The sequence below is a fragment of the Roseivivax jejudonensis genome, assembly GCF_900172265.1.
GTDB lineage: Bacteria > Pseudomonadota > Alphaproteobacteria > Rhodobacterales > Rhodobacteraceae > Roseivivax > Roseivivax jejudonensis.
The window spans coordinates 1,013,428-1,037,545 of record NZ_FWFK01000001.1; the positions used below are offsets into that span (position 1 = coordinate 1,013,428).

The 24,118-nt window shown below is 69.1% G+C and carries 21 protein-coding genes and 1 tRNA gene; 11 read left to right on the forward strand and 11 right to left on the reverse strand.

The window, feature by feature from the left end; all coding sequences use genetic code 11:
• Window positions 1-24 precede the first annotated feature (24 nt).
• The 7 genes from addA to regB all read right to left on the reverse strand — a co-directional run bounded on the left by addA (window position 25) and on the right by regB (window position 11,575).
• On the reverse strand, window positions 25-3,390 hold the full coding sequence (gene addA, locus ROJ8625_RS04960) for a double-strand break repair helicase AddA (protein WP_085790706.1): 3,366 nt from the start codon (window positions 3,388-3,390) through the stop codon (window positions 25-27).
• Window positions 3,387-6,362, reverse strand: a complete 2,976-nt coding sequence (gene addB / locus ROJ8625_RS04965) for a double-strand break repair protein AddB (protein WP_085790802.1) — start codon at window positions 6,360-6,362, stop codon at window positions 3,387-3,389. Before addB ends, addA begins: the two co-directional genes overlap by 4 nt.
• Entirely contained in the window at window positions 6,362-7,039 is a 678-nt protein-coding gene (locus ROJ8625_RS04970) for a nucleotidyltransferase family protein (protein ID WP_085790707.1), read from the reverse strand. Before ROJ8625_RS04970 ends, addB begins: the two co-directional genes overlap by 1 nt.
• Window positions 7,024-8,001 carry an aminoglycoside phosphotransferase family protein gene (locus tag ROJ8625_RS04975; RefSeq protein ID WP_085790708.1) on the reverse strand — a complete coding sequence of 326 codons (978 nt, stop codon included), beginning with the start codon at window positions 7,999-8,001 and terminating at the stop codon, window positions 7,024-7,026. The genes ROJ8625_RS04970 and ROJ8625_RS04975 overlap by 16 nt, the downstream gene beginning before the upstream one ends.
• Window positions 7,998-8,507, reverse strand: coding sequence for a tRNA (adenosine(37)-N6)-threonylcarbamoyltransferase complex ATPase subunit type 1 TsaE (tsaE, locus tag ROJ8625_RS04980; protein WP_370738462.1), 510 nt, complete (start codon window positions 8,505-8,507; stop codon window positions 7,998-8,000). The genes ROJ8625_RS04975 and tsaE overlap by 4 nt, the downstream gene beginning before the upstream one ends.
• A 19-nt stretch (window positions 8,508-8,526) precedes the next feature.
• Complete coding sequence (locus ROJ8625_RS04985; RefSeq protein WP_085790709.1) at window positions 8,527-10,032, reverse strand: PAS-domain containing protein; 1,506 nt, start codon at window positions 10,030-10,032, stop codon at window positions 8,527-8,529.
• A gap of 145 nt (window positions 10,033-10,177) precedes the next feature.
• Entirely contained in the window at window positions 10,178-11,575 is a 1,398-nt protein-coding gene (gene regB / locus ROJ8625_RS04990; protein WP_085790710.1) for a sensor histidine kinase RegB, read from the reverse strand.
• A 78-nt stretch (window positions 11,576-11,653) separates the two neighbouring features.
• Between regB and ROJ8625_RS04995 the strand changes: the two genes are divergently transcribed.
• Both ROJ8625_RS04995 and ROJ8625_RS05000 read left to right on the forward strand, forming a co-directional pair.
• Window positions 11,654-12,283 (forward strand): SCO family protein, encoded by a 630-nt coding sequence (locus ROJ8625_RS04995; protein ID WP_085790711.1) that lies wholly within the window; start codon window positions 11,654-11,656, stop codon window positions 12,281-12,283.
• Between the two features lie 66 nt (window positions 12,284-12,349).
• On the forward strand, window positions 12,350-12,904 hold the full coding sequence (locus ROJ8625_RS05000) for an ActR/PrrA/RegA family redox response regulator transcription factor (protein WP_085790712.1): 555 nt from the start codon (window positions 12,350-12,352) through the stop codon (window positions 12,902-12,904).
• Window positions 12,905-12,919: 15 nt separating this feature from the next.
• On the opposite strand, the gene ROJ8625_RS05005 is transcribed toward ROJ8625_RS05000, so the two are convergent.
• The gene (locus tag ROJ8625_RS05005; protein WP_085790804.1) at window positions 12,920-13,513 is read right to left on the reverse strand and encodes an HD domain-containing protein; all 594 of its coding nucleotides are present in this window, start codon (window positions 13,511-13,513) and stop codon (window positions 12,920-12,922) included.
• A 124-nt stretch (window positions 13,514-13,637) separates the two neighbouring features.
• On the opposite strand from ROJ8625_RS05005, the gene ahcY reads away from it, so the two are divergent.
• From ahcY to ROJ8625_RS05020, 3 genes are all read left to right on the forward strand, one after another.
• Window positions 13,638-15,038: an adenosylhomocysteinase gene (gene ahcY, locus ROJ8625_RS05010; protein WP_085790713.1), complete on the forward strand. Its 1,401-nt coding sequence runs from the start codon at window positions 13,638-13,640 to the stop codon at window positions 15,036-15,038.
• 150 nt (window positions 15,039-15,188) lie between these two features.
• Entirely contained in the window at window positions 15,189-16,097 is a 909-nt protein-coding gene (locus tag ROJ8625_RS05015; protein ID WP_085790714.1) for a PRC-barrel domain-containing protein, read from the forward strand.
• A gap of 158 nt (window positions 16,098-16,255) precedes the next feature.
• Window positions 16,256-16,597, forward strand: a complete 342-nt coding sequence (locus tag ROJ8625_RS05020) for a DUF2853 family protein (RefSeq protein ID WP_085790715.1) — start codon at window positions 16,256-16,258, stop codon at window positions 16,595-16,597.
• A 566-nt stretch (window positions 16,598-17,163) separates the two neighbouring features.
• Here the strand turns inward: ROJ8625_RS05020 and ROJ8625_RS05025 are convergent.
• The 3 genes from ROJ8625_RS05025 to tsaD are packed head-to-tail and all read right to left on the reverse strand — an operon-like array spanning window position 17,164 to window position 18,963.
• Window positions 17,164-17,586, reverse strand: a complete 423-nt coding sequence (locus ROJ8625_RS05025) for an EVE domain-containing protein (protein WP_085790716.1) — start codon at window positions 17,584-17,586, stop codon at window positions 17,164-17,166.
• On the reverse strand, window positions 17,586-17,855 hold the full coding sequence (locus tag ROJ8625_RS05030; RefSeq protein WP_085790717.1) for a YciI family protein: 270 nt from the start codon (window positions 17,853-17,855) through the stop codon (window positions 17,586-17,588). Before ROJ8625_RS05030 ends, ROJ8625_RS05025 begins: the two co-directional genes overlap by 1 nt.
• A 31-nt stretch (window positions 17,856-17,886) precedes the next feature.
• Window positions 17,887-18,963 (reverse strand): tRNA (adenosine(37)-N6)-threonylcarbamoyltransferase complex transferase subunit TsaD, encoded by a 1,077-nt coding sequence (tsaD, locus tag ROJ8625_RS05035; RefSeq protein WP_085790718.1) that lies wholly within the window; start codon window positions 18,961-18,963, stop codon window positions 17,887-17,889.
• Between the two features lie 112 nt (window positions 18,964-19,075).
• On the opposite strand from tsaD, the gene ROJ8625_RS05040 reads away from it, so the two are divergent.
• The 6 genes from ROJ8625_RS05040 to ROJ8625_RS05065 all read left to right on the forward strand — a co-directional run.
• A complete protein-coding gene (locus ROJ8625_RS05040) occupies window positions 19,076-19,813 on the forward strand; it encodes a uroporphyrinogen-III synthase (RefSeq protein WP_085790719.1) in 738 nt (245 codons plus the stop codon).
• A 58-nt stretch (window positions 19,814-19,871) separates the two neighbouring features.
• On the forward strand, window positions 19,872-21,539 hold the full coding sequence (locus ROJ8625_RS05045) for a COG4223 family protein (RefSeq protein ID WP_085790720.1): 1,668 nt from the start codon (window positions 19,872-19,874) through the stop codon (window positions 21,537-21,539).
• A 12-nt stretch (window positions 21,540-21,551) separates the two neighbouring features.
• A complete protein-coding gene (locus tag ROJ8625_RS05050) occupies window positions 21,552-23,060 on the forward strand; it encodes a heme biosynthesis protein HemY (RefSeq protein WP_085790721.1) in 1,509 nt (502 codons plus the stop codon).
• Between the two features lie 93 nt (window positions 23,061-23,153).
• Window positions 23,154-23,229 (forward strand) — tRNA-Thr (locus ROJ8625_RS05055).
• Between the two features lie 209 nt (window positions 23,230-23,438).
• Window positions 23,439-23,633: a hypothetical protein gene (locus tag ROJ8625_RS05060; RefSeq protein ID WP_085790722.1), complete on the forward strand. Its 195-nt coding sequence runs from the start codon at window positions 23,439-23,441 to the stop codon at window positions 23,631-23,633.
• A 361-nt stretch (window positions 23,634-23,994) separates the two neighbouring features.
• Window positions 23,995-24,118, forward strand: a 124-nt coding sequence (locus ROJ8625_RS05065) for a transposase (protein ID WP_143535044.1), incomplete at its 3' end; no start/stop codon positions are given.

Genomic DNA, 24,118 nt, shown 5'->3' on the forward strand with positions numbered 1-24,118 from the left:
AGCTATGGACGCCCCCGGCCTCCGTCAAGATCCGGTAGCACGGACACAGGCAGCACTCACCATCTCGTGCGGCAGGGGCATCAGCTGCGCCGTGGCCGTCCACAGAAGCGCCACCTCGACCGGGCGATCGGGATATATCGCGCCGAGCATCGCCGCATAGGCGCCCATCTGGCGAAGCAACCCCTCGGGCACCTGGTCCGGCGCGGCCGGCACGGTGCGGTTCGATTTGAAATCGACCGCCAGCACCCGCTCCGGCGTCACGATCAGCCGGTCGATCACGCCGGTCAATCGCCCGAGCCTCGGAACGTCCGCCGTCAACGGGACCTCGACCAGCGCCTCGGACCCGAACAGGGGCGCAAGATCCGGCGCCGCAAGGACCGCCTCGGCCTCCGCGACGAGCGCGGCAAGGTCCGCGGTCCGATCCGGCAGAAGGCGCGCGGCCGCCGCCCGGCGCTCTCCCTGCGGCACCAGGGGCAGCGTCTCGAGCAGGAGGTGCAACGCGGTGCCCCGCGCCAGCGCGACCTCGGTGTGGTCACCGGCGCCGGGCAGGGCCTTGGCCCCGCCAAGATCCGACGGGCTGCGCGGCGCGACGGGCACCACCGGTTGCGGCGGTGCGTCTCGGTAGCGCTCGGGCAACTCCGGAAGCGCGGGCTCGGCCCGGGGCGGATCCGTCCGCGGCAGGTGATCCCACGTGTCGCCGATCCGAAGCCCCTCGCCCGATCCCGCCGGCCCGAAGTCGAAGGCGTGCGGTGCCGCGCCGGCCCGCTCCATCCCCTCGCGGACCTGGCCGTACCAGTCGTCGCCGCGCGCACCGAGCTTTCCGGCGGCCGCGACGATCAGCCAGCGCTCGGCCCGCGTCATCGCGACATAGAGCAGGCGATCACGCTCGGCCGCCTCGCGATCCTTCGCGGCATCCTCGGCCGCGCTCTGCGGCGGCGGCTTCGGCCCGGAAAGCTTCCAGTAGCTCGCATCGGCATCGTGCAGCAGCGGATCGCGCAGCGCGGTCTGCGGGGCACGCGCATCAGGCAGGATCACCACCGGCGCCTCGAGCCCCTTGGCACCGTGCACGGTCATCACGCGGATTCTGTCGCCCGCGCTTTCGGGGCTGCGCTTGATCTCGAGGTCGTCGGTCTGCAGCCACTGCAAAAAGCCCGTCAGCGACGGAACCGAGGCCTCCTCGTAGGCCAGTGCCTGCCCGAGCAGGGCATCGATCCCGTCCTCCGCCTCGGGTCCGAGACGGCCGAGAAGCCGCCGTCGCCCCTCGTGCCGGATCAAAAGGCGCTCGATGAGGTCGTAGGGACGCAGGAAGTCGGCCTCCGCACGCAGGTCATCTAGGATCGCCAGCGTGGCAGGATACGCCTCCCGGTTTCGCCGCAGCGCTTCCCATAGCCGGCCCATTCGACCCTGTGCCAGCGTGAACAGGTCCTGTTCCGACCACCCGAAGAAAGGCGAGCGCAACGCGGCGGCCAGCGACAGGTCGTCCTCCTGCACAGACAGGAACGATAGCGTGGCGGCGATGTCCTTGACCGCGAGCTCCGCCGTGACCTTGAGCCGGTCGGCCCCAGCCACCGGCAGCCCGCGCGCCTTGCACGCGCGGATCGTTTCGCGAAACACGGTGCCGCGGCCGCGCACGAGGATCAGGATGTCGCCCGGCCGCACCGGCCGTTGGGCTAGGCCATGAGGCGTCTCCACCGGCAGCGTGTCCCGCTCGATCATTCCTGCGATGCCCTCGGCCACGCGCGCGGCCAGAATCTTGTCGTGGTGCGTCGGGCTCACGCGGTCCACCGGCTCGTACCACGCGGGCTCTTCCGGGGTCTCCGCATTCGGAACATGGGGCCAGAGATCGACGCGCCCCGGCATCTCGGACTTGAAGGCGATGTGGCTCTCGTCCGGCACGAAACCGCTGCCCGGCCGGTCCTCGAAGGTCCGGTCCACCACGTCGAGGATCGGGGCAGAAGACCGGAACGAATGCGCCAGCGTCATCCGCGCGAGCGGCGTTCCGGTGGTCTCCAACCGGTGCCCGAACTCGTCGCACATGCGGTCGAACTCGCGCGGGTCGGCGCCCTGGAAGGAATAGATCGACTGCTTCTTGTCCCCCACGACGAAGATCGTGCGCGGGGTCTCCGCCCGCGCGCCGGCGCCGGCCGTGAACTCCCGCGCGAGCCGTTCGATCACCTGCCATTGGCGCGGGCTGGTGTCCTGTGCCTCGTCCACGAGGATGTGGTCGATGCCGCCGTCGAGGCGATAGAGCACCCAGTCCGCGACGGCCGGATCGGACAGGAGCGCGTTCGTCCGGTCGATCAGGTCGTCGAAGTCGAGCCAGCCGCGGGCCTCCTTTGCCGCTTCATAGTCCGGCAGGAACGTCTGCGCGAAGCGATGGAGCGCGGTGTCCCGCGTCGCTGCGGCAAGGGCGAGCCGACGCGGCATCGCCGCCTCCAGCCGCAGCATCAGCGCATCGATCTGCGGCATCGCGTCGTCGAGACCGGCTTTCTTCTGGCAGCCCTTGGTCGGCACGGTCCCGGGCTTGGCCGCGAACGGCACCTTCGCCCCCGGCCCGGTCAGGAAAACGGCTTCCAGCGTCTCCAGCGACGACGGGTCGGACAGGTCCAGCGCAGACAGGCGGTCGGCGTTGCGCTGATCCGTCGATCCGCCATGCGTCCGCATCGCCGCGATCACGCGGTCGAGCAGCGCGACCTCGCCGCCAAGGATGACGTCGGCCAGCAGGTCCTCGGGTGTCAGCCCCTCCGGCACGTCGTAGCGCGCGCGGATCTCATCCGGTGATCGCGGCGGCAGAAACGCGTCTTTCGCGCCGACCACGGCGCGCAAGAGGGCATCGAGATCCTCGTCGGACCCGGTAAAGTGACGCGCGAGGCCGGTGACCACCTCCGCGTCCGGCCCGCTTGCCAGCGCATCGAGCAAGTCCGCGCGCAGGATCTCGGCCGAGCGGTCCTCCATCTCGCGGAATTGGGGGCTGACCCGTGCCTCCAGCGGGAAGCGGCGAAGAAGCGAGGCGCAGAACGAGTGGATCGTCTGGATGCGCAGGCCGCCCGGCGTCTCGATCGCGCGTGCAAATAGCGTGCGCGCCTGCTGCAGGAACACGCGCCCGAGGTCGCGTTCGACCCCCATGTGCCGCAGCTCCGCGACCAGCCGATCGTCCGGCAGCATCGCCCAGGCGCCGAGGCGCTTGAACAGGCGGTTCTGCATCTCGCTCGCCGCCGCCTTGGTGTAGGTCAGGCACAGGATGTTCTCGGGCGCGGTCCCGTCGAGCAGCAGCCGCGCCACCCGGTCGGTCAGCACGCGCGTCTTTCCGGACCCGGCATTGGCGGCGAGCCATGTCGAGACGCCGGGGCGGGCCGCGTCGACCTGCCGCTGGGTGGCCGCGTCCCTCATCTCAGCGTCTCCTTGACCGCCGGGTCGGTCACTTCCCATTCGCCCAGCCGCGACAGGTGATCGTAGTCGCCCGAATCCGTGTCCTTCCCGACGGCGCGGCGCGCCGTGAAGCCGTGATCGGGGTCGAGCATCGCCGCGATCAGGGCCTCGAACTCGGCCCAGATCTGCGCGGGGGGCGCCTCCTCAAGATCGAGCGGGGCCTCGCCCGCCCCGGTGCCGAGCCCGATATAGGCCAGGTGGGCGACATGCCGCGGGCTGACATCGCCGAAGCCGCCGCGCAGGGCCATCCCGGCCTCAAGCAGAAGCTGCTTGTCGAAATAGCGTTCGCGCGCGCTGCTCGGCGGCTGGCCTGTCTTGTAGTCGTAGATCCACGCGCCGCCCCGCGCGTCGATGTCGATACGGTCGGCCTCGCCGGTCAGCCTGAAGCCGGTCCCGGGCAACGTCACCTCGCCCTTGATCTCCAGCCGGTCGGGATGCACCGCTGCGCGGTCCTGTCGCACGACCTCGTCGGTGACGAAGCCCGGCGCGATCCGCTCCATGCGCGCCGCCCAGAGCGCGCGCACCGTCGGAAACGGAAGCTCGGACAGGCGCGAGCGCACGCGCTCCATCAGCGCTTCGGGCCGAAACAGGGTCGAATCCGAGGCGGTTGCGGCCACGTAGCGATGCAGCACCTCGTGCAGGACGATCCCGCGCAAGAGCGCGTCCGGCGCGCGCTGCAACGGCGCGATCGGACGCAGCCGAAGGACGTGACCGGCATAGATTGCGTAGGGATCCCGGATCAGCGTCTTGATCCGCGTCACGCTCAGGCGCATGGGGCGTGTCTCGACGGGGGGAACGGGCGAGGGACGCTGCGCCGGGGGCGCCGCGATCGGCGCATCGAGCGCGCGCGCCAAACCGAGCCAGTGATCGCCGCGCGCCCGCATCGCCTCCAGTGCGGCCGGGCCATCCTGCGTCTCGAGCCCCGCCATCAGATTGGTCAACCGGTTCAGCCAGCGCGACGGCACGGTTTCGGCATCGTCGGATTTCTTCGCGCGGGTCAGCCAGACCTCTGCGCCCGCCACCGCCTGTTGGAAGTCGTGGGCCGACAATCCGACCCGCCGTTCGGGCAGAAGCAGACCCGCATCCGCCCGCATACGGCGGTTGAGCCACGGATCCGGTGCGGGCAATTCGGGCCATGATCCGTCGTTGAGCGCGCCGAGGATCACGAGGTCGGCGCCGCCGACCCGTGCCTCGATCGTTCCCCAGATGCGGATCAGGGGATGAACCTCGTCGGGATTGCGCACCTCGACGCGGCGCAGGATCGCGTCGAACAGATCGGCATAGTCACGCGCCGACAGATCGGCACCATGCGCCGCTTCGGCGATCAGCTCGTCGATCGCGGCCCGCGTCGCGCGCCCGGCCTCACGCGCCCAGAGCTCGGAGGGATCGGTCGCCGCAGAGCCGGCCACGATCGCCTCGGTCCTTGCGACGTGATCCGCGACATGCGCTGCAAGCGGCCAGGTGCCCGCCCGCGGCGTGCGGCAGAAGCATGCGGAGACCCATGCGGCCCACGCCTCGGCGCCGAACGCCGCTCCGAACCGCGTGAGGTCGCCGGCCTCCGGAAAGGGCACCGGCGCGGGATCCGGGTCTTCACGCTGACGCTCGCCGCGCAGGAACAGCTCCAGCCGTTGTCGATGAAGCCCGTGCGCCTCCGCACGGTCGCCGGCATGGCACAGCGGATGCTTCAGAACCGTGATCAGCGCCTCGGCCGACAGGGGCCCGGTCGCCAGCGCCGCGACATGGCGCAGGAGCCGGCCCGGCGGCGTCAGCTGGCCGGGAATACCCGCGCTGTCGTCGGGCACGATGCCCCACCGGCCGAGCGCAGCCGTGACCTGACGCGTCAGCATCCGGTCGGGCGTGACGAGCGCCGCGCGCGTCCCCGCCTCTGCCGCGTCGCGCAGACGCAGCGCGATGGCGCGCGCCTCCTCCCGCCGCGTCTCTGCCTCGAGAAGCGTGACGGTATCGGTTGCGGCCTTCAGATCGCCCAGGCCCGGCCCCTCGCTCAGCCACTGGTCGGTCACCGGCGCGGGGCGCAGTGCGAGCGACACGAGTCGATTGCGCCGCGGCGCCGGCGCCGTCGCATCGCTCCATTGGGCCACGTCCTGCGGCGTGAGACCCAGCGCCTCGAACAGACGGGCGAACCGGAACTGCGGGTGGTCCTCTCCGGGCTGGGTGTGGTCCGCCCGAGGCAGACCGTCAGTCAGCTGGTCCCAGACATGGCGTGGCAGGTCGGTATCGACGCCCGGCAGGATCAGTGCCCCCTGCGGCAGGCGCGCCACCGCCGCCATCAGCCGCAGCGTGGTCCCGCGCGAAGCGGTCGATCCGGCCACGATGACGGGATGCGCCGGCGGCGCCGCCTTCCAGCGGGCGATTCGCGCCTCGACGCTGCGCACCTGAAGCGCGGCGGAATCCGGCTCGGCGTCGGCTTCGAAGTACCGCTGCACGATTGCGAGGAACTGCAGGGCGCGCGCCCAGTGGCCGGACTGGTCCGACACGTCGAGCGCCGCCACCGTGTCCGGGGACACGCCTTCGATCTGCATTTCCTCCATCAGCGCGGCAAGACTGTCGGCGAGGTCGAAAAGCGCCGCACGCGGCGCAAGGTCCGGTGTGGCCTCGAGCAGGCGCGACACCAACGCGGTCAGCTCCAGCCGCCGGCGCAGCGGCGGCACCGGTGCGGCGAGCGCTGCCGAGATCTCGGGATCCCCCGGCTCTGCCAACAGCCTCATGCGAGGAAGGAACCCGGCCGGCCCCTCGCCGAAGATCCCGGCGATTCGGCGTTCCATCCGGCGCGTGTTCACGAACAGCTCGGCGCGGGCCATCGCCTCGGGCGGGTGGCCCTTCATGCGCGTGCGCAACCCGTCGACGACGGCGCGGGCAAAATCCGCGCCCGGCGGCACGGCAAAGACGCGCGGGCCGCCATCGCTGTCGAAGATCATGCCGCCTCCAGCATCGTCTCGGCCAGCGCGATTCCCTCGGGGTGGCCCACATCGCACCACGCGCCCTTGTAGGACGCTCCGAAAAGCCGCCCTTCGGCGGCGATCCGGTTCCACACGACATTGAGCGAGAACACTGGATCGGGAATGTCGAACAGCCTGTCGGTCTTCAGGATTTGCACACCGGTATAGACCAGCGCGCCACCACGAGTCAGGCGACCGTCCTGCGCCATGGAGAAGTCGCCATCCTCCTGGCGCCCGACGGCATGGTCCACCGGCACCGTCAGCAGGAGCGCGTCCATCTCCGCCGGCCGCCACATCCCGGCCAGAACCTCGAACGGGTTGGGGCCGCGCCACACCGCGTCGCTGTTTGAGGTGAAGACCGGGCCGTCGCCCAGCATCGGCAGCGCCGCGCGAAGCCCGCCGCCGGTGTCTAGGATGTCGGGAGTCTCCACCGCCACGGCGACCTCGGAGCCCGCGAGGTGCGCCACGATCTGGTTGGCACGGTAATGCGCGTTCACCACGATCTGCGGAATGCCGTGATCGCGCGCCAGGTCCAGCGTGCGGTCGAGCAGGCTACGCCCGGCCACCGTGATCAGCGGCTTCGGCCGGTCGGCGGTCAGCGCGCCCATCCGCGTGCCGAAGCCCGCGGCAAAGATCATCAGGGAGTCGGGCATGTCGGTCTCAGGCGGTCGAGGCATGCGGGCTCGGGGGCCGGCAGGCGCGTCAGAAGCGGCACCAGAGGCGCCAGCGCGGGATGCGCGAGATCGGTCTTCAGGTGCCGCCACACACGTGGAATCAGGTCGATGTAGCCGGGCTTTCCGCGCGTCGCCGCAAGCCGCGCGAAGACACCGAGGATCCTCAGATTGCGCTGGGCGCCAAGAGCGGCATAGGCGGCACCGAACGCCTCCGGCGTCTCACCCGAGTGCGACAGGTAGTACGAGCGCGCCGCCGCCGCCGCCGCCGGCGCCACGTCGCGGCGCGCGTCCTCGATCAACGACACGAGGTCGTAGGCCGGATGGCCGATAACAGCGTCCTGGAAGTCGAGAAGCCCGGCGCGCGCCGCGCCCTCGCGCGCCGGCAGCCAGATCATGTTCTCGGCGTGGTAATCGCGCAGGACGCACACCCGCGGCTCGGGCGCGTGCCGCTCGAGGATCGTCTCGAACACGGCGGCGACCTCGGCCTTCAGACCCTGGTCCGGCGCACCGGCCCGGGCGAGGTACCAGTCGAAAGCGAGATCGGTCTGAGCGGCAAGGAAGGCGGGATCTGCGCGTAGGAGCCCCTCGGGCGGATCGACCGAATGCAGCGTCACGAGAACGTCAGCGGCCACGCGGTAGAGGTCTTCTTCCCTGCCCGGGTCGGTGGAGGCGAGGCGTGCGAAAAGGTCGTCGCCCAGATCCTCGAGCAGCATCGTGCCGGCATCGGCGTCAATGCCGAGGATCTCCGGCGCGCTGAGCCCGATGCCGCGCAGCCACTCTGCCAACCGGGCAAAGCGCGTCACGTCGCCGTCCGGGTCCTCCATCAGGATCGCGCGCGCGCCCTCTCGCGACAGTCGCGTGTATCGACGGCTCGACGCATCGCCCGCCAGCGGCTGCGCGTCCGCGTCGCGCCACCCTGTGTCCTGAAGAATTCTCGTCACGCGAGCACCCCCGAGAGCCGGTCCGCCCAGCGCGCCGCGCTCCAGCGGGCATGCAGGACGCGGCCATCGCCCTCCGCCTCCGGCTCGAGCGTCAAGCGCAAAGCGTCGGCTGGCGCCATGTCTCCGAGCCGGTCCGGCCACTCCACAAGGCAGATGGCCGTGTCGAAGGCAGCATCGAGGCCCAGCTCTATCACCTCCTCCGGACCGGAGAGTCGGTAGAGATCCGCGTGCCAGATCTCACCGGACCCCGTTTCGTAGACCTGCACGAGCGTGAAGGTCGGCGACGGCACGTCCTCGGGCATTACCAGGCGGGACTGTATCAGCGCGCGGGCGAAATGGGTCTTTCCCGCGCCGAGTCCGCCCTCCAGCAGGATCGTGTCGCCCGGTTCGAGCCGTGCGCCCAGCGCCGTTGCGACGGCGGCCGTGGCGTCCGGGTCGGGCAGAAACAGGGGAAGGCGAAGATCGGGGGCGCTGGCCGTCATGCGCTGGAGGATGGCGCGGCGCACGCGACGCCGCAACCGGCATTCAGGCTTCGCGCGGCACCGGAAGAGGCGTCAACTTCTCATCGGCCGGAACGACGAACCGCACCAGCGTCGCGCCGCCGTGTATCGGCTCGATCCGGCACTGCAGCGACAGGCCGTCGAGGCGTCGGACCTCGGCGTCCCATCCCGCGCGTTCGCCATGTTGGCCGACGAAGGCGCGAAGGTCGCCCCAGACCGGAGTCGGAGCGCAGGTCGCCTGCCAGAGCCGCGTCGCCTCGATCATCGTGGTGTAGCTGACGTCGCTGTCCGGGTCACTGTTCCACAGCGTCCGGTAACCGGCATTGCAGAAGGCGAGCAGTCCGCCCGCGGTGAAGACCGCGATCGCGTCGTCGAACGCGTCGATCACCGATTGCGCCAGTTCCAGCTCGCGCCGGAAGCGCCGGGTCAGGGACACCTCGTCGCTGATATCGTCGATCAGGAACGCGACCGCGCCGTCGGGATGCGGTCGGCCGGTGATCCGGTAGGTCAGGCCGGAGGGCAGAGACCACGTGTCGGCGAACCCGTCCTCGCGCGCCGCGCGGATCAACGCCGCCATCTCGTTCCGCCACGACCCGTAATCCCGCGGCTCCGGCATCACCTGCCGTTCGCGCAACATGTCGAAGAACGACATCACGTCCGGACGATGGGCCAGCTGTTCCGGCGACAGGCCTGACAGGTCGCACAGCGCGGGATTGAACAACACGAGCGCTTGGGACCGGTCGAAGATGGCGAGGCCGGTCGGCAGGTGCGAGAACGTCTTCGCGAGCGTCTGCACGAAGTTGCGCTGCGCCGCCTCGGCCTCGACCACGGCATCGATCTCGATCGCGTAATGCAACCAGCCGTCCTGCGCGCGCTGCGACGTCAGCTCGAACCAGCACGGCCCTCCGGCCGGCGGCCGGCGGAGCGACGCGCGCCGCGACTGTCGCTGCGCCGCGCGCTCCGGCTTCTCCGGAAAGAGCGAATCCGTCCCGCAGAGGGCCGACAGCGCCCTGAAGCGCGCGTTGGACCACGTGACATGGCCCTCCGCATCCGTGCGCCATATCGGGTAGGGCGCACGATCCAGCCCCTCGTGCAACGCCGCGCGCTCCATCCGCGTCAGGACCGCATCGATCGCCGCCGCGCATCCGCCGGTCACCGAAATGCCGAGGGCGCGTCCATGGCTACCCGCGCACAGGACGAGGCCAGGGTCGTCCGCAGAGGCGACACGGCTGTCCGGTGCCGGAGGGTCGGCGGGAAGGCCCGGGAAAACGGGCCGCAGCAATGTCGCGAGGTCGGACCAGGGCGCACCATCTCCGTCGGCGCCGCTCGGGTGGTCGAGCCGCGCGAGCAAGCGCGCGCCGCCGACGCTGGCATCCACCACACGCGTCCCGCGCAGCAGGAACAGCGGCTCCTGCACCGGCGCCGATCGGGTCGACCGCCAACTGCGGAGCGAGGCAGCGAGCGGAATTGCGAGGGCGAGCCCCGCAAGCGAGACACCGAGAAGCGCGGCCAACACAAGATGATCGGGCATGGTGTGGGTCGGTACAAGCGAGGGCTGGACAGGCGCACGGCCACAACGACCACACGTTCGTCCATGACTGCGCGAACAAAGGTAAATGCCCGGTTAACGGGAGCCGGCGCACGCGATCCGAACGCTCCGCGCGCGGCGCGCCGCGTCAGCCCGCCGCGTCGATCTGGCCCGAGTGCCGCCCGCGCTCGGACACGATGCGCCGGCGCGGCCAGACGACCTCGACGACCGCGCCCCGCCGGTTGTGCCCGACCGTGGGCGCCATGCCTGCCTCCGATCCGTTGGCAAAGCTCAGTTCGGCGCCCGTCCGCTCCAGCAACGTCTTGGCGATGAAGAGCCCGAGCCCCATGCCCTCGTATTCCGGCCGGATGCGCCGATCCGACACGCCGCGGCGCGAGCGCACGAACGGATCGCCGATCCGCCCGATCAGCTGCGGCGGAAAGCCGCGGCCGTCATCGAGGATGCGTACAGTGATGAAGTCGTCGCTCCACAACGCCTCGATCCAGACATTGGCGCGCGCGAAATCGACCGCGTTCTGCACGAGGTTGCGCAGCCCGTGGATGATCTCGGGCCGCCGCAGGATCTGCGGCTGCGGCAGCGCGCCGTCGCCCGCGGGCTCGATATGGATATCCTTGCCGCGCGTCATATGGGGTTCGGCCGACTCCCGGATAACCTCTTCCAGCGGCGCCTGCCGCGTCTGGAGGTCGTCGGTACCCGCCTGCCCCATGCGGCGCAGGATGTCGCGGCAGCGATCGGCCTGTTGGCGGATCAGCTCTGCGTCCTCCCGAAGCTCCGGGCGGTCGTCCAGCTCCTCGGCCAGTTCGGCCGACGTCAGCTTGATCGTCGCCAGCGGCGTGCCCAACTCGTGCGCGGCCGCCGCGACGATCCCGCCAAGGTCGTTGAGCTTCTGCGCGCGGGCCAGCGCCATCTGCGTCGCGGCGAGCGCGTCCTGCATCGCGTTCATCTCGGTCGTCAGCCGCCGCGCGTAGATCGAGATGAAGACCAGCGCGATGGAGATCGCGATCCACTGGCCGAACACGAACAGGTCGGGGATCCGCAGGACCTCGCCTTCGGACGTCACCAGCGGCAGGTGCCAGAACACCAGCAGCGTCACCAGAACGAAGGCGATGACATTGAGCAGGATCGTCGAGCGCAGCCGCAGCACCGCCGCGGACACGGTGACGGGCGCAAGCACGAGCAGCGAGAACGGGTTGTGCAGCCCCCCGGTCAGGAACAGCAGGAAGCACAGCTGCAGCACGTCGAAGACGACCATCAGGAAGTTTTCCTGCTCCGACAGCCGCTTCGTCTCGGGAAAGACGAGCATTGCCACGAGGTTGCCGGCCACCGACACGCCTATCGCGAGAAAGCACAATCCGGTCTCGAGCTGCAGGTCGTAGAGCCGTTGCGCCAGCAGGATCGCCACGACCTGGCCGGCGATGGCGAACCAGCGCAGCAGGATCATCGTGCGCAGCCGGATCGAATTCCGCCGTCGCGCCGGATCGAGAAGCCCGGGCTCCGGGCTCGGGACCGCCGAACTCTCGGACATGTGCGTCTTTGCCCTCTTTACCCCGACATCGGAGTTGATAGGTCTCGCGACACCTTTCGGCAACGGCGGAGCGGCTGGATGCGAAGTCTTGGCGCACTCTCGGCAATCGCGGCCGGCACGGCCATCCTCGGTGTCGTGGCCGGCACGGTCCTTTTCTCGCAGATGCGCGGCGATGCGGAGGCGTTCGCGGAGTGCCGGCAGGGCAACGTCGCCGGCGGCATGGGCGAGATCGGCGGCCCGTTCGAGCTCGTGTCCGAAACCGGAGACACCGTGACGGATGCCGACGTGTTCACACAACCGTCGCTCGTCTACTTCGGGTACACGTGGTGCCCGGATGTCTGCCCGCTCGACAACGTGCGCAACGTCGACGCGACCGAGATCCTCGCCGAGAGCGGCGCCGATGTTCAGCCGGTCTTCATTACCGTGGATCCCGCCCGCGACACGCCGGAGGCGATGGCCGAGTTCACCGATGCGATGCATCCCGACCTTCTGGGTCTCACCGGGTCCGAGGCGCAGGTGAAGGCCGCCGCCGACGCCTACCGCGTCTACTACAACGTGCCGGAAACCGACGACGAGTATTACCTCGTCGATCACACCACCTTCACGTATCTCGTCCTTCCGGAGCACGGCGTCGTCGACTTCTTCCGCCGCGACGCAAGCGCCGAGGACATGGCCGAACGCGTCGGCTGCTTTCTCGATACGGCATGAGGAATTGACCACCCCTCAAGGTCGCCTAAATTTACGGCCATGAAGGATATTGGTGGAGATCCCCGCGTGTCGCAGAGCGAGCTTCCGGAACTGGGTGAAGACCGGACGCTGCTGCTCGTCGACGACGACGAAGCGTTCCTGAGGCGACTCGCCAAGGCGATGGAAAAGCGCGGCTTCGCCGTGGAGACGGCGGACTCCGTCGCCGGCGGCCGCGCGATCGCGACGGCACGCCCCCCCGCCTACGCGGTCGTGGACCTGCGGCTCGAGGACGGCAACGGTCTGGATGTCGTGGAAGTGCTGCGCGAGAAGCGGCCCGACGGGCGTGTCGTCGTCCTCACCGGATATGGCGCGATCGCGACAGCGGTCGCTGCAGTAAAGATCGGCGCGACCGACTACCTGTCGAAACCTGCGGACGCCAACGACATCATCAGCGCGCTCCTGTCCGACGGAGAGGAGATGCCGCCCCCTCCGGAGAACCCGATGTCGGCCGATCGCGTGCGTTGGGAGCACATCCAGCGGGTCTATGAGCTCTGCGATCGCAACGTGTCGGAAACCGCGCGGCGGCTGAACATGCACCGCCGCACGCTGCAGCGGATCCTCGCCAAGCGCTCGCCGCGCTAGGCGCATCCGCGCCGATCACAACTTGTGCATCAGTGCCGCGTGGCGCGAGGTGAATTCCTCGCGAACGTCGCGCGGCGGGCGCAGCCGGATCGACAGTCCCTCGGTCAGCGAAGGGTCCGGCCTGCCGAAGAACCGGTCGGCTTCGCTTTCCGAAAATCCGGCAATCTCCACCGCTTCCATCCAGGCCGACACCCTGTCGGCCCGCTTGATCTGCCGCTTCACGGTTTTCGGAAGTTCGGCCGGCAGTCCGAACCGCAGGTGGATCGCCGCGGTCAGCCGGTCGTCCAGCGCGCCGTAATCCGGCCCGACCGCCGCCTTGACCGGAGAGATCATGTCACCGATGACGTATTCCGGCGCGTCGTGGAGCAGCGCAGCCAGGTGCCAGCGGGCGGGCGCGCCGGGGCACAGGCGCGCATGGATCGTCTCGACCAAAAGCGAATGCTCGGCCACCGAATACGCGTAGTCGCCCCGCGTCTGGCCGTTCCACCGCGCCACGAAGGCGAGGCCGTGGGCGATATCCTCGATCTCGATATCCACCGGCGTCGGGTCGAGCAAATCGAGCCGGCGGCCCGAAAGCATCCGTTGCCAGGCGCGTGTCGGTTTGGGCATGGGCGGTCCGTGGCCTGCGTCGATCTGCGCGTGGCGGGTCTGCGGCGCCACGCTTCATTGCCGATACATCACCGCGGTGCTAATCGCATCCGCGAATTCGAACGCGCAGCATGGAGGGCCCCTCATGGCCAAGGATTTCGTCGTCAAGGACATCGATCTGGCCGCCTATGGCCGCAAGGAGCTCGACATCGCCGAAACGGAGATGCCGGGCCTCATGGCCACGCGCGAGGAATACGGCCCGAGCCAGCCGCTCAAGGGGGCGAAGATCGCCGGATCGCTGCACATGACAGTGCAGACCGCGGTTCTGATCGAGACGCTGAAGGCGCTGGGCGCAGACGTGCGCTGGGCGTCGTGCAACATCTTCTCGACGCAGGACCACGCCGCGGCGGTAATCGCCGAAGGCGGCACGCCGGTCTTCGCGGTCAAGGGCGAGACGCTCGAGGAATACTGGTCCTACACCGATCGCATCTTCCAGTTCGGCGGCGAGGGCGGCACCTGCAACCTGATCCTCGACGACGGCGGGGACGCGACGATGTACGTGCTGCTCGGCGCGCGGGTCGAGGCCGGCGAGGAGGATCTGATCTCGGATCCCGGATCCGAGGAAGAGGAGTTCCTCTTCGCCCAGATCCGCAAGCGGCTCGCCGCCTCGCCGGGCTGGTTCACCCAGCAGCGCGACGCGATCAAGGGCGTGTCGGAGGAAACCACCACCGGCGTGAACCGGCTCTACGGCCTCATGCGCGAAGGCCGTCTGCCGTTCCCGGCGATCAACGTGAACGACAGCGTCACCAAGTCGAAGTTCGATAACAAGTACGGCTGCAAGGAAAGCCTCGTCGACGGCATCCGCCGCGCCACCGACACGATGATGGCCGGCAAGGTCGCGGTGGTCTGCGGCTACGGCGACGTGGGCAAGGGCTCGGCCGCGTCGCTGTCGGGCGCCGGCGCGCGGGTCAAGGTCACCGAGAGCGATCCGATCTGCGCGCTGCAGGCGGCGATGGACGGCTTCGAGGTGGTGCGCCTCGAGGACGTGGTCGACAGCGCCGACATCTTCATCACCACGACCGGCAACAAGGACGTCATCCGCATCGACCACATGCGCGAGATGAAGGACATGGCGATCGTCGGAAACATCGGCCACTTCGACAACGAGATCCAGGTCGCCAGCCTGAAGAACCACAAGTGGACCAACATCAAGGACCAGGTGGACATGATCGAGATGCCCTCGGGCAACCGCATCATCCTGTTGTCCGAGGGCCGTCTTCTGAACCTCGGCAACGCCACCGGGCACCCGTCCTTCGTGATGTCGGCGTCGTTCACCAACCAGGTGCTGGCGCAGATCGAGCTCTGGACCAAGGGCGATCAGTACAAGAACGAGGTCTACGTCCTGCCCAAGCACCTCGACGAGAAGGTCGCGCGGCTGCACCTCGAGAAGATCGGCGCGCGCCTGACCGAGCTCTCGCCCGAGCAGGCCGCCTATATCGGCGTCACTCCCGAGGGCCCGTTCAAGCCAGAGCATTACCGGTACTGACGGCTCGATAGGCGGGAACCCGCCTATTCACAGGGCCGTGAGCGGCGGGAAATGGCCGCTCCAAATCAAATCCGGGCCGTGCGGAAACCACCGCGCGGCCCTGTCACTTTCTTGGGCAGACACAGTGCGTGACCAAGGAGGTACGACGCTATGAAACTCAAGGCACTCATGATGAGCGCGGCGACCGCAGCGCTTCTCGCAGGCGCAGCCACCGCACAGGACGACGCCGACGGCGCCGTCGAGAACTCGGCGGAGCAAGCCGCCGAAGAAGCCGGCGACGCGGCACAGGAAGCCGGCGAAGCGGCGCAGGAAGCAGGCGAAGCGGCCGAGCAGACCGCAGAGGACGCCGCCGACGCGACCGCCGATGCGGCCGAGGACGCTGGCCAGGCCGCCGAGAATGCCGGCGAAGAGGCCGCGGCTGAAGCCAACGAAGAGATGAACGAAGCCGAGCAGGCCGTGGAAGGCGAGACCGAAGAGGGTGACGCCGCCGCGGAAGGCGAGATGGAGTTCACCTCGATCGAGGAAATGACGGTCGGCGACGTGGTCGGCACGCCCGTGTTCGGGCCCGAGGACGAGCGCATCGGTGAAATCGACTACGTGATCGATCGCGGCGATGGCGCCGAAATGGTGATCGGCATCGGTGGGTTCCTCGGTCTTGGCGAGTACACCGTCGCGCTTCCGGCCACCGACTTCCAGATGAGCCAGGAGCCGCAGGGCTTCATGCTCGACACGGACCAAGAGACGCTCGAGCAGCAGCCGGAATACGACGAGTCGGAAATCGAGCCGCTGCCGGACGACATGATGATGTCCGAGCTCATGGGCGGCGGTGACGTCGAAGGCGGCACCAGCGACATGGAATCCGGTTCGACGGCTGGCGCGGCGGCATCGGGTGATACCGAGTCCGAATCCGCAGGCACTGACGCATCCGGTGGCGACGCCGCAAGCGAAAGCGGCGGCATGGAAGACGGCGCCTCCAGCGACACCGAATCCGGTGCCGACATGGAGAGCGGCGACGCCGAAGCCGAAACGGATACCGAGGAAGAGTCCTCGGGCAACTGATCCGGCCTCACATGGCACTTTCGAGGGCGCGCCGCACGGCGCGCCCTTTTTTCATGCGCGCAACTTACATGTTGTCCCGGCGGCATCTCGCGGTAACGTGAACGCGGTCTCGCGCCCGATGCGGGCCTCAATCCTGCGTCCTCAAGGGGAGACAGCACATGAGCAAGCGCGACGACCTGATCCAGACCTACGCCGATGACCTGCGTAACAAGTGCGGGATGACCCCGGACATGGACCTTCTGACCAAGGTGACGATCGGCTGCGGCCCGTCGATCTACAACGCGGATTCCGCGACCGTCGCGGCGAGCCAGCCGGGCGAGCTCGAGACCGTGAAGCAGAACTTCCTGATCAAGAAGCTGGGCCTCAGCGATGGGCCCGAGCTAGACGATGCGATCCAGTCGGTGATCGAGACCTACGGCCGGTCCGAGCGCAACAAGTACCGCGCCGTGGTCTACTACATGCTGGTGAAGCACTTCGGGAAAGACTCGGTTTACGCCTGACCGTCGACGACCGGCGCGACGCGACCGCCACGTCCTTTGCCCGGTCCGACGCGTCACCGCGCTGACCCGCGGGACTGTCGGTGCGTGACTGCAGATCACGGACGCGCAGGTCGATGATCCGCACAATCCATGATGCAAAACAATGATTGGATTGGAATCATATGACGCTGGCGCGGCATTTGCTTTCGCGCTATACACAGCCGCGACGCCAGAAGGCTACGGGACTGATCGCCAAGGGATAAAATCCCGGACCGGCGACCGGTGACCACCCGACCGTGGGGTGGCGTCATCCGGACATCATCACCCGTCGACTGATCACGGAATGGATCACAACAGGCCGTTTCCGCGTCCGCACACCCTCGCGTGCGAACGCGACGGCCGCCTGCATTGCGCGCCGTGTGGGAGCGGCGCGCGGGCAGGATCCGAGACCCGGTCTCCCGGTCGTGGCGATGCGCGCCCGACCGAATGACCGGCCCGGCGACGCACCGGCGCGCCACATTAGGTGAGTGAAGTCGAAGCTCCCCGCACAGCGGGGGGCTTCGACGCGTTGGCACGGGCGCGGTCCTTCAGTCCTCGGACAGCCCGGCGAGCGACCGGACGATCCGCCATTCCTCTTCGGTCACCGGCTGCACCGACAGGCGCGAGTTTTTCACCAGAACCATCTCCTCCAGTCCCGGCGTCGTCTTGATCGTGTCGAGCGTGACCGCCTCCGGCGCGGTTTCGAGTGCCTTGATGTCCACACACTCCCAGCGCGCGTCATCGGTGGTCGAGTCGGGATGCGCCTCTGCGATCACCTCGACCGTCCCGACCACCGCCTTCTCGGTCTGCGAATGGTAGAAGAAGCCCCGGTCGCCGATCTTCATCTCGCGCATCATGTTGCGCGCCTGGTAGTTGCGCACGCCGTCCCATTCCTCTCCGGCATCGCCCTTGGCGCGCTGATCGTCCCAGGACCAGGTCGAGGGTTCGGACTTGAAGAGCCAGTAGCGCATCAGCCGATCACCTTCTTCCACTCGACGAGTTCGACCCGCGCGAAAAGCCCGGCGCGCGCATAGGGGTCGTCGGCCGCCCAGGCCTCGGCCGCCGCGAGGTCGGGAACATCTAGGATGACGAGGGATCCTGCCATGGCGCCGTTCTCGATCAGCGGCCCGGCCTGCGCCACGACGCCCGTCTGCTCGACATAGGCGAGGTGTGCCTCGCGGTTGGCCATGCGGATCTCGAGCGCATCGGGTTTGTCACGGGCGATGAGGGCGACGAGCATGTGGGATCTCCGTTGTGATCGGGTTCGGGACTCAGGCCTTGGCGCCGCGGCGCCCGTGGCCCAGCATCGGGGCCGCGCCGGTATCGAGCGGCCAGCGCGGGCGGGCTGCAAGGTCGAGCGCATCGCGCCGGCCGAGCGCCATGAGCTCACCTCCGGCGTAGGCGATCATCGCGGCGTTGTCGGTGCAGAGCGCGAGCGGCGGGGCGCAGAAGGCGAGGCCCGCCGCGTCGGCGACCGAGAAAAGCGCAGCTCGCAACGGCCCGTTGGCAGCGACGCCGCCGGCCACCGCGAGCGCGGGCGCCGATGGCCGCGACCCGAGGTAGATCGCGATCGCGCGGCGCGCCTTTTCGGCCAGAACGTCGCGGACCGCGATCTGGAATCCGGCGCAGAGATCGGCGCGGTCCTGCCGCCAGAGGCCCCTCTGCGCGGCGACAAGTCGATCGCGCTCGCGGAGCACGGCGGTCTTCAGCCCGGAAAACGACAGGTCGCAGCCCGGCCGGTCGAGGAGCGGCCGCGGAAAGGCGAAGCGGGCCGGGTCGCCGCCGCGCGCCGCCGCCTCGACCGACGGTCCGCCGGGCTGCGGCAGCCCGAGGAGCCGCGCGACCTTGTCGAACGCCTCGCCCGGCGCGTCGTCGATCGTGCCACCCAGCCGATCGAACGCATCGGGGCCGTGGACCACGAGAAACTGGCAATGCCCGCCCGACACCAGCAGCATCAGGTACGGATAGCCCAGGTCGTCGGTCAGGCGGGGCGTCAGCGCGTGGCCCGCCAGGTGGTTCACGCCGACGAGGGGCAGGCCCGTCCCCGCGGCGATCGCCTTGGCGGTCATCACGCCGGCCAGCACGCCACCAATCAGCCCGGGCCCCGCGGTGACCGCGACGCCGTCGAGATCGGCGAGACCGCAACCGGCTTCGGCCAGCGCACGGCGCACGACATCGTCGAGAGTCTCGGCATGGGCGCGGGCCGCGATCTCGGGGACCACGCCGCCATAGGCCGCGTGCAGCCCGCCCTGCCCGGCCACCACGGACGACAGCACCGATCGTCCGCGAACGACGGCCGCCGCGGTGTCGTCGCAGCTCGATTCGATCCCGAGAAGGGTGCGGGGCATGCGGGCGGAGTTTCCGTTGCGCAAGAACAGCCTTGGCGTTAGCAAAGGCAGGCTCGGCCGGCAATCCCGCCGGCTCTGACCGAAGGCGCACGACAATGCGACGCGCGCGACCATGAGCGCCCCCGTTCCGCTTCTGCTCACTCGCCCCGAGGCCGGCTCGGCGCGGTTCCTCGAGCGTCTGCGCGCGCGACATCTGGACGGTTTCGTGCCGGTCGTCAGCCCGCTGATCTCCATCGTGCATCGGCCGCACCTGCCGGAGATCCCGCCCGATACGCTTCTTGTCTTCACCTCCGCGCACGCGGTCCAGGCCTATGCCGGCGCCGGTGGGCCGCCGGGCGCGCATGCCTTCGCGGTCGGGGATGCCACCGCGGCGGCCGCGCGCGATGCGGGGCTGGAGCCGGTCTCGGCCGGCGGCACCGTGGAAACGCTGCTGACGCATCTTCTGGCCAAGCGTCCGGACAAGCCGATCCTGCACCTGCGCGGACGGGTGACGCGCGGCGATCTCGTCGGGCGGCTCCGGGCCGAGGGGCTGACCGCCGGTGCCGCCATCGTCTACGATCAGCCCGCCTGCCCGCTCTCGACCGAGGCGCGTGCCGCGCTCGACGCGACGGCACCGGTCATCGCGCCGGTCTTCTCGCCGCGCACGGCGCGCCTTCTCGCCCGAGCCGCGCCGATCCGGGCGCCGCTCCTCGTCGCAGCGATGAGCAACCGGGTTGCCGACGCGCTCGAGCCGCTGGCCCCCCTTCGAATGCACGTCGCGGAGGCGCCCGACGCCGCCGCGATGGCCGACGCAGTCGCTGCGCTCCTGCAAGAGGCCGCGATGCTTGAGGCAGGCGGAGGGGCCGAGTAAGGTCTTCACGACATTGAGGCGCGACCGCGCCCGAAGGATTCGAAGGGGGATTGCGGACGTGGCAGACGCGGACAAGCCGAAGGACGAAACGGGCGACGCGCCGAAACCGGACACCGAGACGCAGGCGGACGCCGCGCCCGAGGGATCCGAAACCCCGGCAGCGGACGCGGCCGAACCGGACCCGGCCGACGCCACCATGTCCGAGGCCAACCCGGCAGACGGCCCCGACACGGCCAGCGAGGCCGAAGCCGGGATCGCCTCCGATCCCGATGCTGCCCAAGACGGAACGCGCCCCTCGTTTGCCGAGAACCGCGCTGATGACGACGGCATGGCCCCCTCGCCCGACGACGAGGACGCGGCAGCGACCGGCGAGAGCGCGACGCTCGCGACCGGCGACCATTCCGTCGCCCCGGTCGAAGACGGGCCATCGGCGCAGGACGAGCTTCCCGCCGCTCCGGCCGAAAGCAGCGAAAGCACCGACACGATCGGATCCGGTCCGAACACGTCCGGTGGCGGGTCCGGCGGACCGGTCGGCGCCGCCACGGCGACCGCGGCCGGCGCCGCGGGGCCCGAGCGCGTGGTCGAACGGCGCGGCGGTTTTTTCCCGATGGTCCTCGGCGGCATCGTCGCGGCCATCGCCGGCTTTGCCCTGTCGCAGTATCTGGGTCCGAACGGCTGGCCCTTCTCCAACCAGAGCGGCGCGTTCGAGGACGAAACCCGGGCCGCCCTCGCCGAGACAGAGGGCGGGCTCGAGTCGCTCGGCACACGGATCGACGGCATCGAGACCGGCCTGTCCGACATCGACCTGACCAGCGTGCAGGATTCCGTGGCCGACCTCGTGGACCGGACCGGCACGATCGGCACCGACCTCACCGCCCTCACCCGGCGGGTCGAGGAACTCGGCGCCGAGATCGAGGGCCTGTCGGCGGGCCTGAGCGCCATGAACGAGGATGCCGGCACCCTCGCCGAACGCGTCACGGCGATCGAGAAGGCCCCGATGGAAGATGCCGTCTCACCCGAGACGGTCGCCGCCTACGAGCGCGAGCTGCAGGAGCTGCAATCGCGCGTCGAGGATCAGAGCGCCGTCTTCGAGGAGGCCAGCGCCGAGCGGCAGGCCGCCATGGAAGAGGCCTTCGCAGAACAGCAGTCGCAGATCGAGGCGCAACGCGCCGAACTGCAGGCGATGGTCGAGGCCGCCCGCAGCGCCGAGGCAGAGGCCGAGCGGCAGGCGGAGCTTTCGCAGCTGCGCGCGGCCGCGGGCGATCTTCTGACCGCGGTACGCACCGGCGATCCCTATGCCGACGCACTCGCCCCCCTGGCTGACGGCATGGAGATCCCCGAGGCTCTCAGCGTCGCCGCAGAAGAGGGCGTGCCCACCCGTGCCGCGCTGACCGAGACCTATCCCGAAGCCGCGCGCGACGGGCTCGCGGCGGCCCGGGCCGCCGGCGCCGGGACCGAGGGCGACGGCAACCGGCTCTCGGCGTTCATGGCCCGCCAGCTCAACGCGCGCTCCGTCACGCCGCGCGATGGCGACAGCCCCGACGCGATCCTCAGCCGGGTCGAGGCCGCCGTGAACGCGGGTGACCTGTCCACCGCGCTCGACGAGATCGCGACCCTGCCCGAGCCTGCGCAAGAAGCGATGTCCGAATGGACCGAACGGGCCCGCATCCGGGCCGAGGCGCTCGCCGCCGCCGAAGGCGTCGTGCAGCAACTGAACAACGAATAAGGGGCGCCGCTCATGCTTTGGTCTCTCATCAAGATCGTCTTCTTCGTCGCGGCCGTCGCGGCGCTGACCCTCGGCGCCGGCTACCTCATGGAATCGACCGGCGGCGTGATGGTCACCGTCGCGGGCACCGAGTACACCTTCGGCCCGCTGCAATCGGTGCTGGCACTGATCCTGCTCGTGGTCGCGCTCTATATCGTCTTCAAGCTCGTGTCGCTTCTGGTCGCGGTACTGAAGTTCATCAACGGCGACGATACCGCGATCTCGCGCTACTTCGATCGCAACCGCGAAAAGAAGGGGTTCGAGGCGCTGGCCGACGGGATGACCGCGCTGGCGGCCGGAGACGGCCGGCTGGCGCAGGCCAAGGCGCAGAAGGCCGACCGCTACCTCAGGCGCCCCGAAGTGACCGACCTGATCGTGGCGCAGGCCGCAGAGCTACAGGGCGACCGCAAGAAGGCCGAGGCGACCTACAAGAAGCTGCTCGCGCACGACCGCACGCGCTTCGTCGGGATCCGCGGCATCATGCACCAGCGGCTGGCCGAAGGCGACACCGAGACCGCGCTGCAACTGGCCGAGCGCGCCTTCGCGCTGAAGCCGAAGCACGAGGAAGTGCAGGATGTCCTGCTGCGCCTGCAGGCGGGCAAGCACGACTGGGCCGGCGCGCGCAAGACGCTCAACGCCAAGCTCAAGCACGGGGCGTTGCCGCGCGACGTGCACCGCCGCCGGGATGCGGTCCTTGCTTTGTCCGAGGCAAAGGACGTCCTCGATACCGGCAAGACCATCGAGGCGCGCGAGGCCGCCATCGCGGCCAACAAGGGCTCGCCCGACCTCGTGCCCGCGGCGGCGATGGCCGCGCGCAGCATGATCGCGGATGGCCGCAAGAAGAACGCGACCCGCATCCTCAAGAAGGCATGGGAGCAGGAGCCGCACCCGGACCTTGCCGCCGCCTTCGCCGAGATCGAGCCCGAGGAAAGCCCGGCCGACCGGCTGAAGCGATTCCGCCAGCTTGTTTCGATCAAGCCGGACCATCGCGAAACGAAGCTCCTGAACGCCGAACTGCACCTCGCGGCCGAGGACTTCCCCGGCGCCCGGCGCGCCGTCGGCAACCTGGCCGAAACCGACCCGGACGCGCGCGTCCTGTCGATCATGGCAGCGATCGAGCGCGGCGAGGGCGCGTCGGACAAGGTGGTGCGCGGCTGGCTCGCCCGCGCGCTGACCGCACCGCGCGGCCCCGCCTGGGTCTGCGACAACTGCAACAACATCCATGCGGAGTGGACGCCGGTCTGCACCCATTGCGAGGCGTTCGACACGCTGTCCTGGCGCCGTCCCCCGCAGGCCGAGGTCTCCGGTCCCGTCGGCGCCGAGATGCTCCCGCTGCTTGTCGGCGAGGACGACATCCGGGCCCCGGCCACGACGGAGCCCACCACGGCGGATCTCGAGGGCAGAGCGGAAGACCCCGCGCCGCCGGCCGACGGCACGTCCGGCGACCGGCCGCGGGACGACAGCGCGCGGGCGTCGCGCTAGCGCCTGCCGGCCCCCGCACCGGCCTTGCAGGAAAAGGCGAATTCCCCCCTTTTCCCTTCCCGACGCCGGTGCTAAGAGCCGCCTCACTCCGGCGCCGGTGTAGCTCAGCTGGTAGAGCACGTCATTCGTAATGATGGGGTCGTAGGTTCGAGTCCTATCACCGGCACCAGATGTCAAGCCAAAACCCCCGGAAACCAGGCGTTTCCGGGGGTTTTGCTTATGTGGTCCGCGGTTTTGCCCCACAAACTGCCACACAGAACAAGTCCCGAAAGGCTCAGCCACTGAACCCTCAGGTGCGCTCAAACCGGCAATCAAACCGGGGTGATTGGGGCGATCCACGAACCGAAGTCCCTCCAGGCACCAACAACTGGAGGAACCATGTCAGGTTCGATCGACCGCCTCGAAAATGCTCTGATGATTATGGCTCACCTCGTTGCCGAGCGACCCGACGGCGCAAAATTCATCCCGATATGCAAGCACCTCGAAGCTGAGATCGCGAAGCTACGCACAACCGAGTCATACATTGACCGCATGAGGCGACTCGCTGAAAACGGCAGCGGGCTCGCTGCGTGACGCGGTCCAAGACCACAATGTGAAAACATATTGCATCGCGATGCCTACCAAAGACCGGTGCGTGAGTGGCCGGGCCCGCTGACCACCGAATAAAAATAAATTTGCGCTCCTGGGCGACGAATTGAGGCACGGTTTCGCGCCGCCACCGATCATTGCTTACCGAACAAGCCGAGGCCGCAGGCTGTCCGAACGTGGTAACGCGGGCGCCCGTTTGCCGTTTTTAGATTTTGATCACGGCGAACGCATAGAACTTCCTCGCCATGCGATTCTACCGGGTCCATGTCCTTCGCAGGTCTTGACCTGCTCCCCTGAAACCTCCCCACTCTGAGGTTAGTCTGTTCCTCGACAGAGGAGATGAACGATGAAGCGCAGCAGGTTCAGCGAAGAACAGATCATTGGCATCCTGAAGGAGCACCAGGCCGGGCTGAGCGCGGCGGAGCTCTGTCGGAAGCACGGCGTGAGCGAGCCGACGTTTTACAAGTGGC

Excerpts from the sequence above, each read along its gene's own strand:
- addA (WP_085790706.1), bottom strand. The coding sequence starts at position 3,390 with ATGAGGGACGCGGCCACCCAGCGGCAGGTCGACGCGGCCCGCCCCGGC.
- ROJ8625_RS04970 (WP_085790707.1), bottom strand. The coding sequence starts at position 7,039 with ATGCCCGACTCCCTGATGATCTTTGCCGCGGGCTTCGGCACGCGGATG.
- ROJ8625_RS04985 (WP_085790709.1), bottom strand. The coding sequence starts at position 10,032 with ATGCCCGATCATCTTGTGTTGGCCGCGCTTCTCGGTGTCTCGCTTGCG.
- regB (WP_085790710.1), bottom strand. The coding sequence starts at position 11,575 with ATGTCCGAGAGTTCGGCGGTCCCGAGCCCGGAGCCCGGGCTTCTCGAT.
- ROJ8625_RS04995 (WP_085790711.1), top strand. The coding sequence starts at position 11,654 with ATGCGAAGTCTTGGCGCACTCTCGGCAATCGCGGCCGGCACGGCCATC.
- ROJ8625_RS05005 (WP_085790804.1), bottom strand. The coding sequence starts at position 13,513 with ATGCCCAAACCGACACGCGCCTGGCAACGGATGCTTTCGGGCCGCCGG.
- ahcY (WP_085790713.1), top strand. The coding sequence starts at position 13,638 with ATGGCCAAGGATTTCGTCGTCAAGGACATCGATCTGGCCGCCTATGGC.
- ROJ8625_RS05015 (WP_085790714.1), top strand. The coding sequence starts at position 15,189 with ATGAAACTCAAGGCACTCATGATGAGCGCGGCGACCGCAGCGCTTCTC.
- ROJ8625_RS05020 (WP_085790715.1), top strand. The coding sequence starts at position 16,256 with ATGAGCAAGCGCGACGACCTGATCCAGACCTACGCCGATGACCTGCGT.
- ROJ8625_RS05025 (WP_085790716.1), bottom strand. The coding sequence starts at position 17,586 with ATGCGCTACTGGCTCTTCAAGTCCGAACCCTCGACCTGGTCCTGGGAC.
- ROJ8625_RS05030 (WP_085790717.1), bottom strand. The coding sequence starts at position 17,855 with ATGCTCGTCGCCCTCATCGCCCGTGACAAACCCGATGCGCTCGAGATC.
- tsaD (WP_085790718.1), bottom strand. The coding sequence starts at position 18,963 with ATGCCCCGCACCCTTCTCGGGATCGAATCGAGCTGCGACGACACCGCG.
- ROJ8625_RS05040 (WP_085790719.1), top strand. The coding sequence starts at position 19,076 with ATGAGCGCCCCCGTTCCGCTTCTGCTCACTCGCCCCGAGGCCGGCTCG.
- ROJ8625_RS05050 (WP_085790721.1), top strand. The coding sequence starts at position 21,552 with ATGCTTTGGTCTCTCATCAAGATCGTCTTCTTCGTCGCGGCCGTCGCG.
- ROJ8625_RS05060 (WP_085790722.1), top strand. The coding sequence starts at position 23,439 with ATGTCAGGTTCGATCGACCGCCTCGAAAATGCTCTGATGATTATGGCT.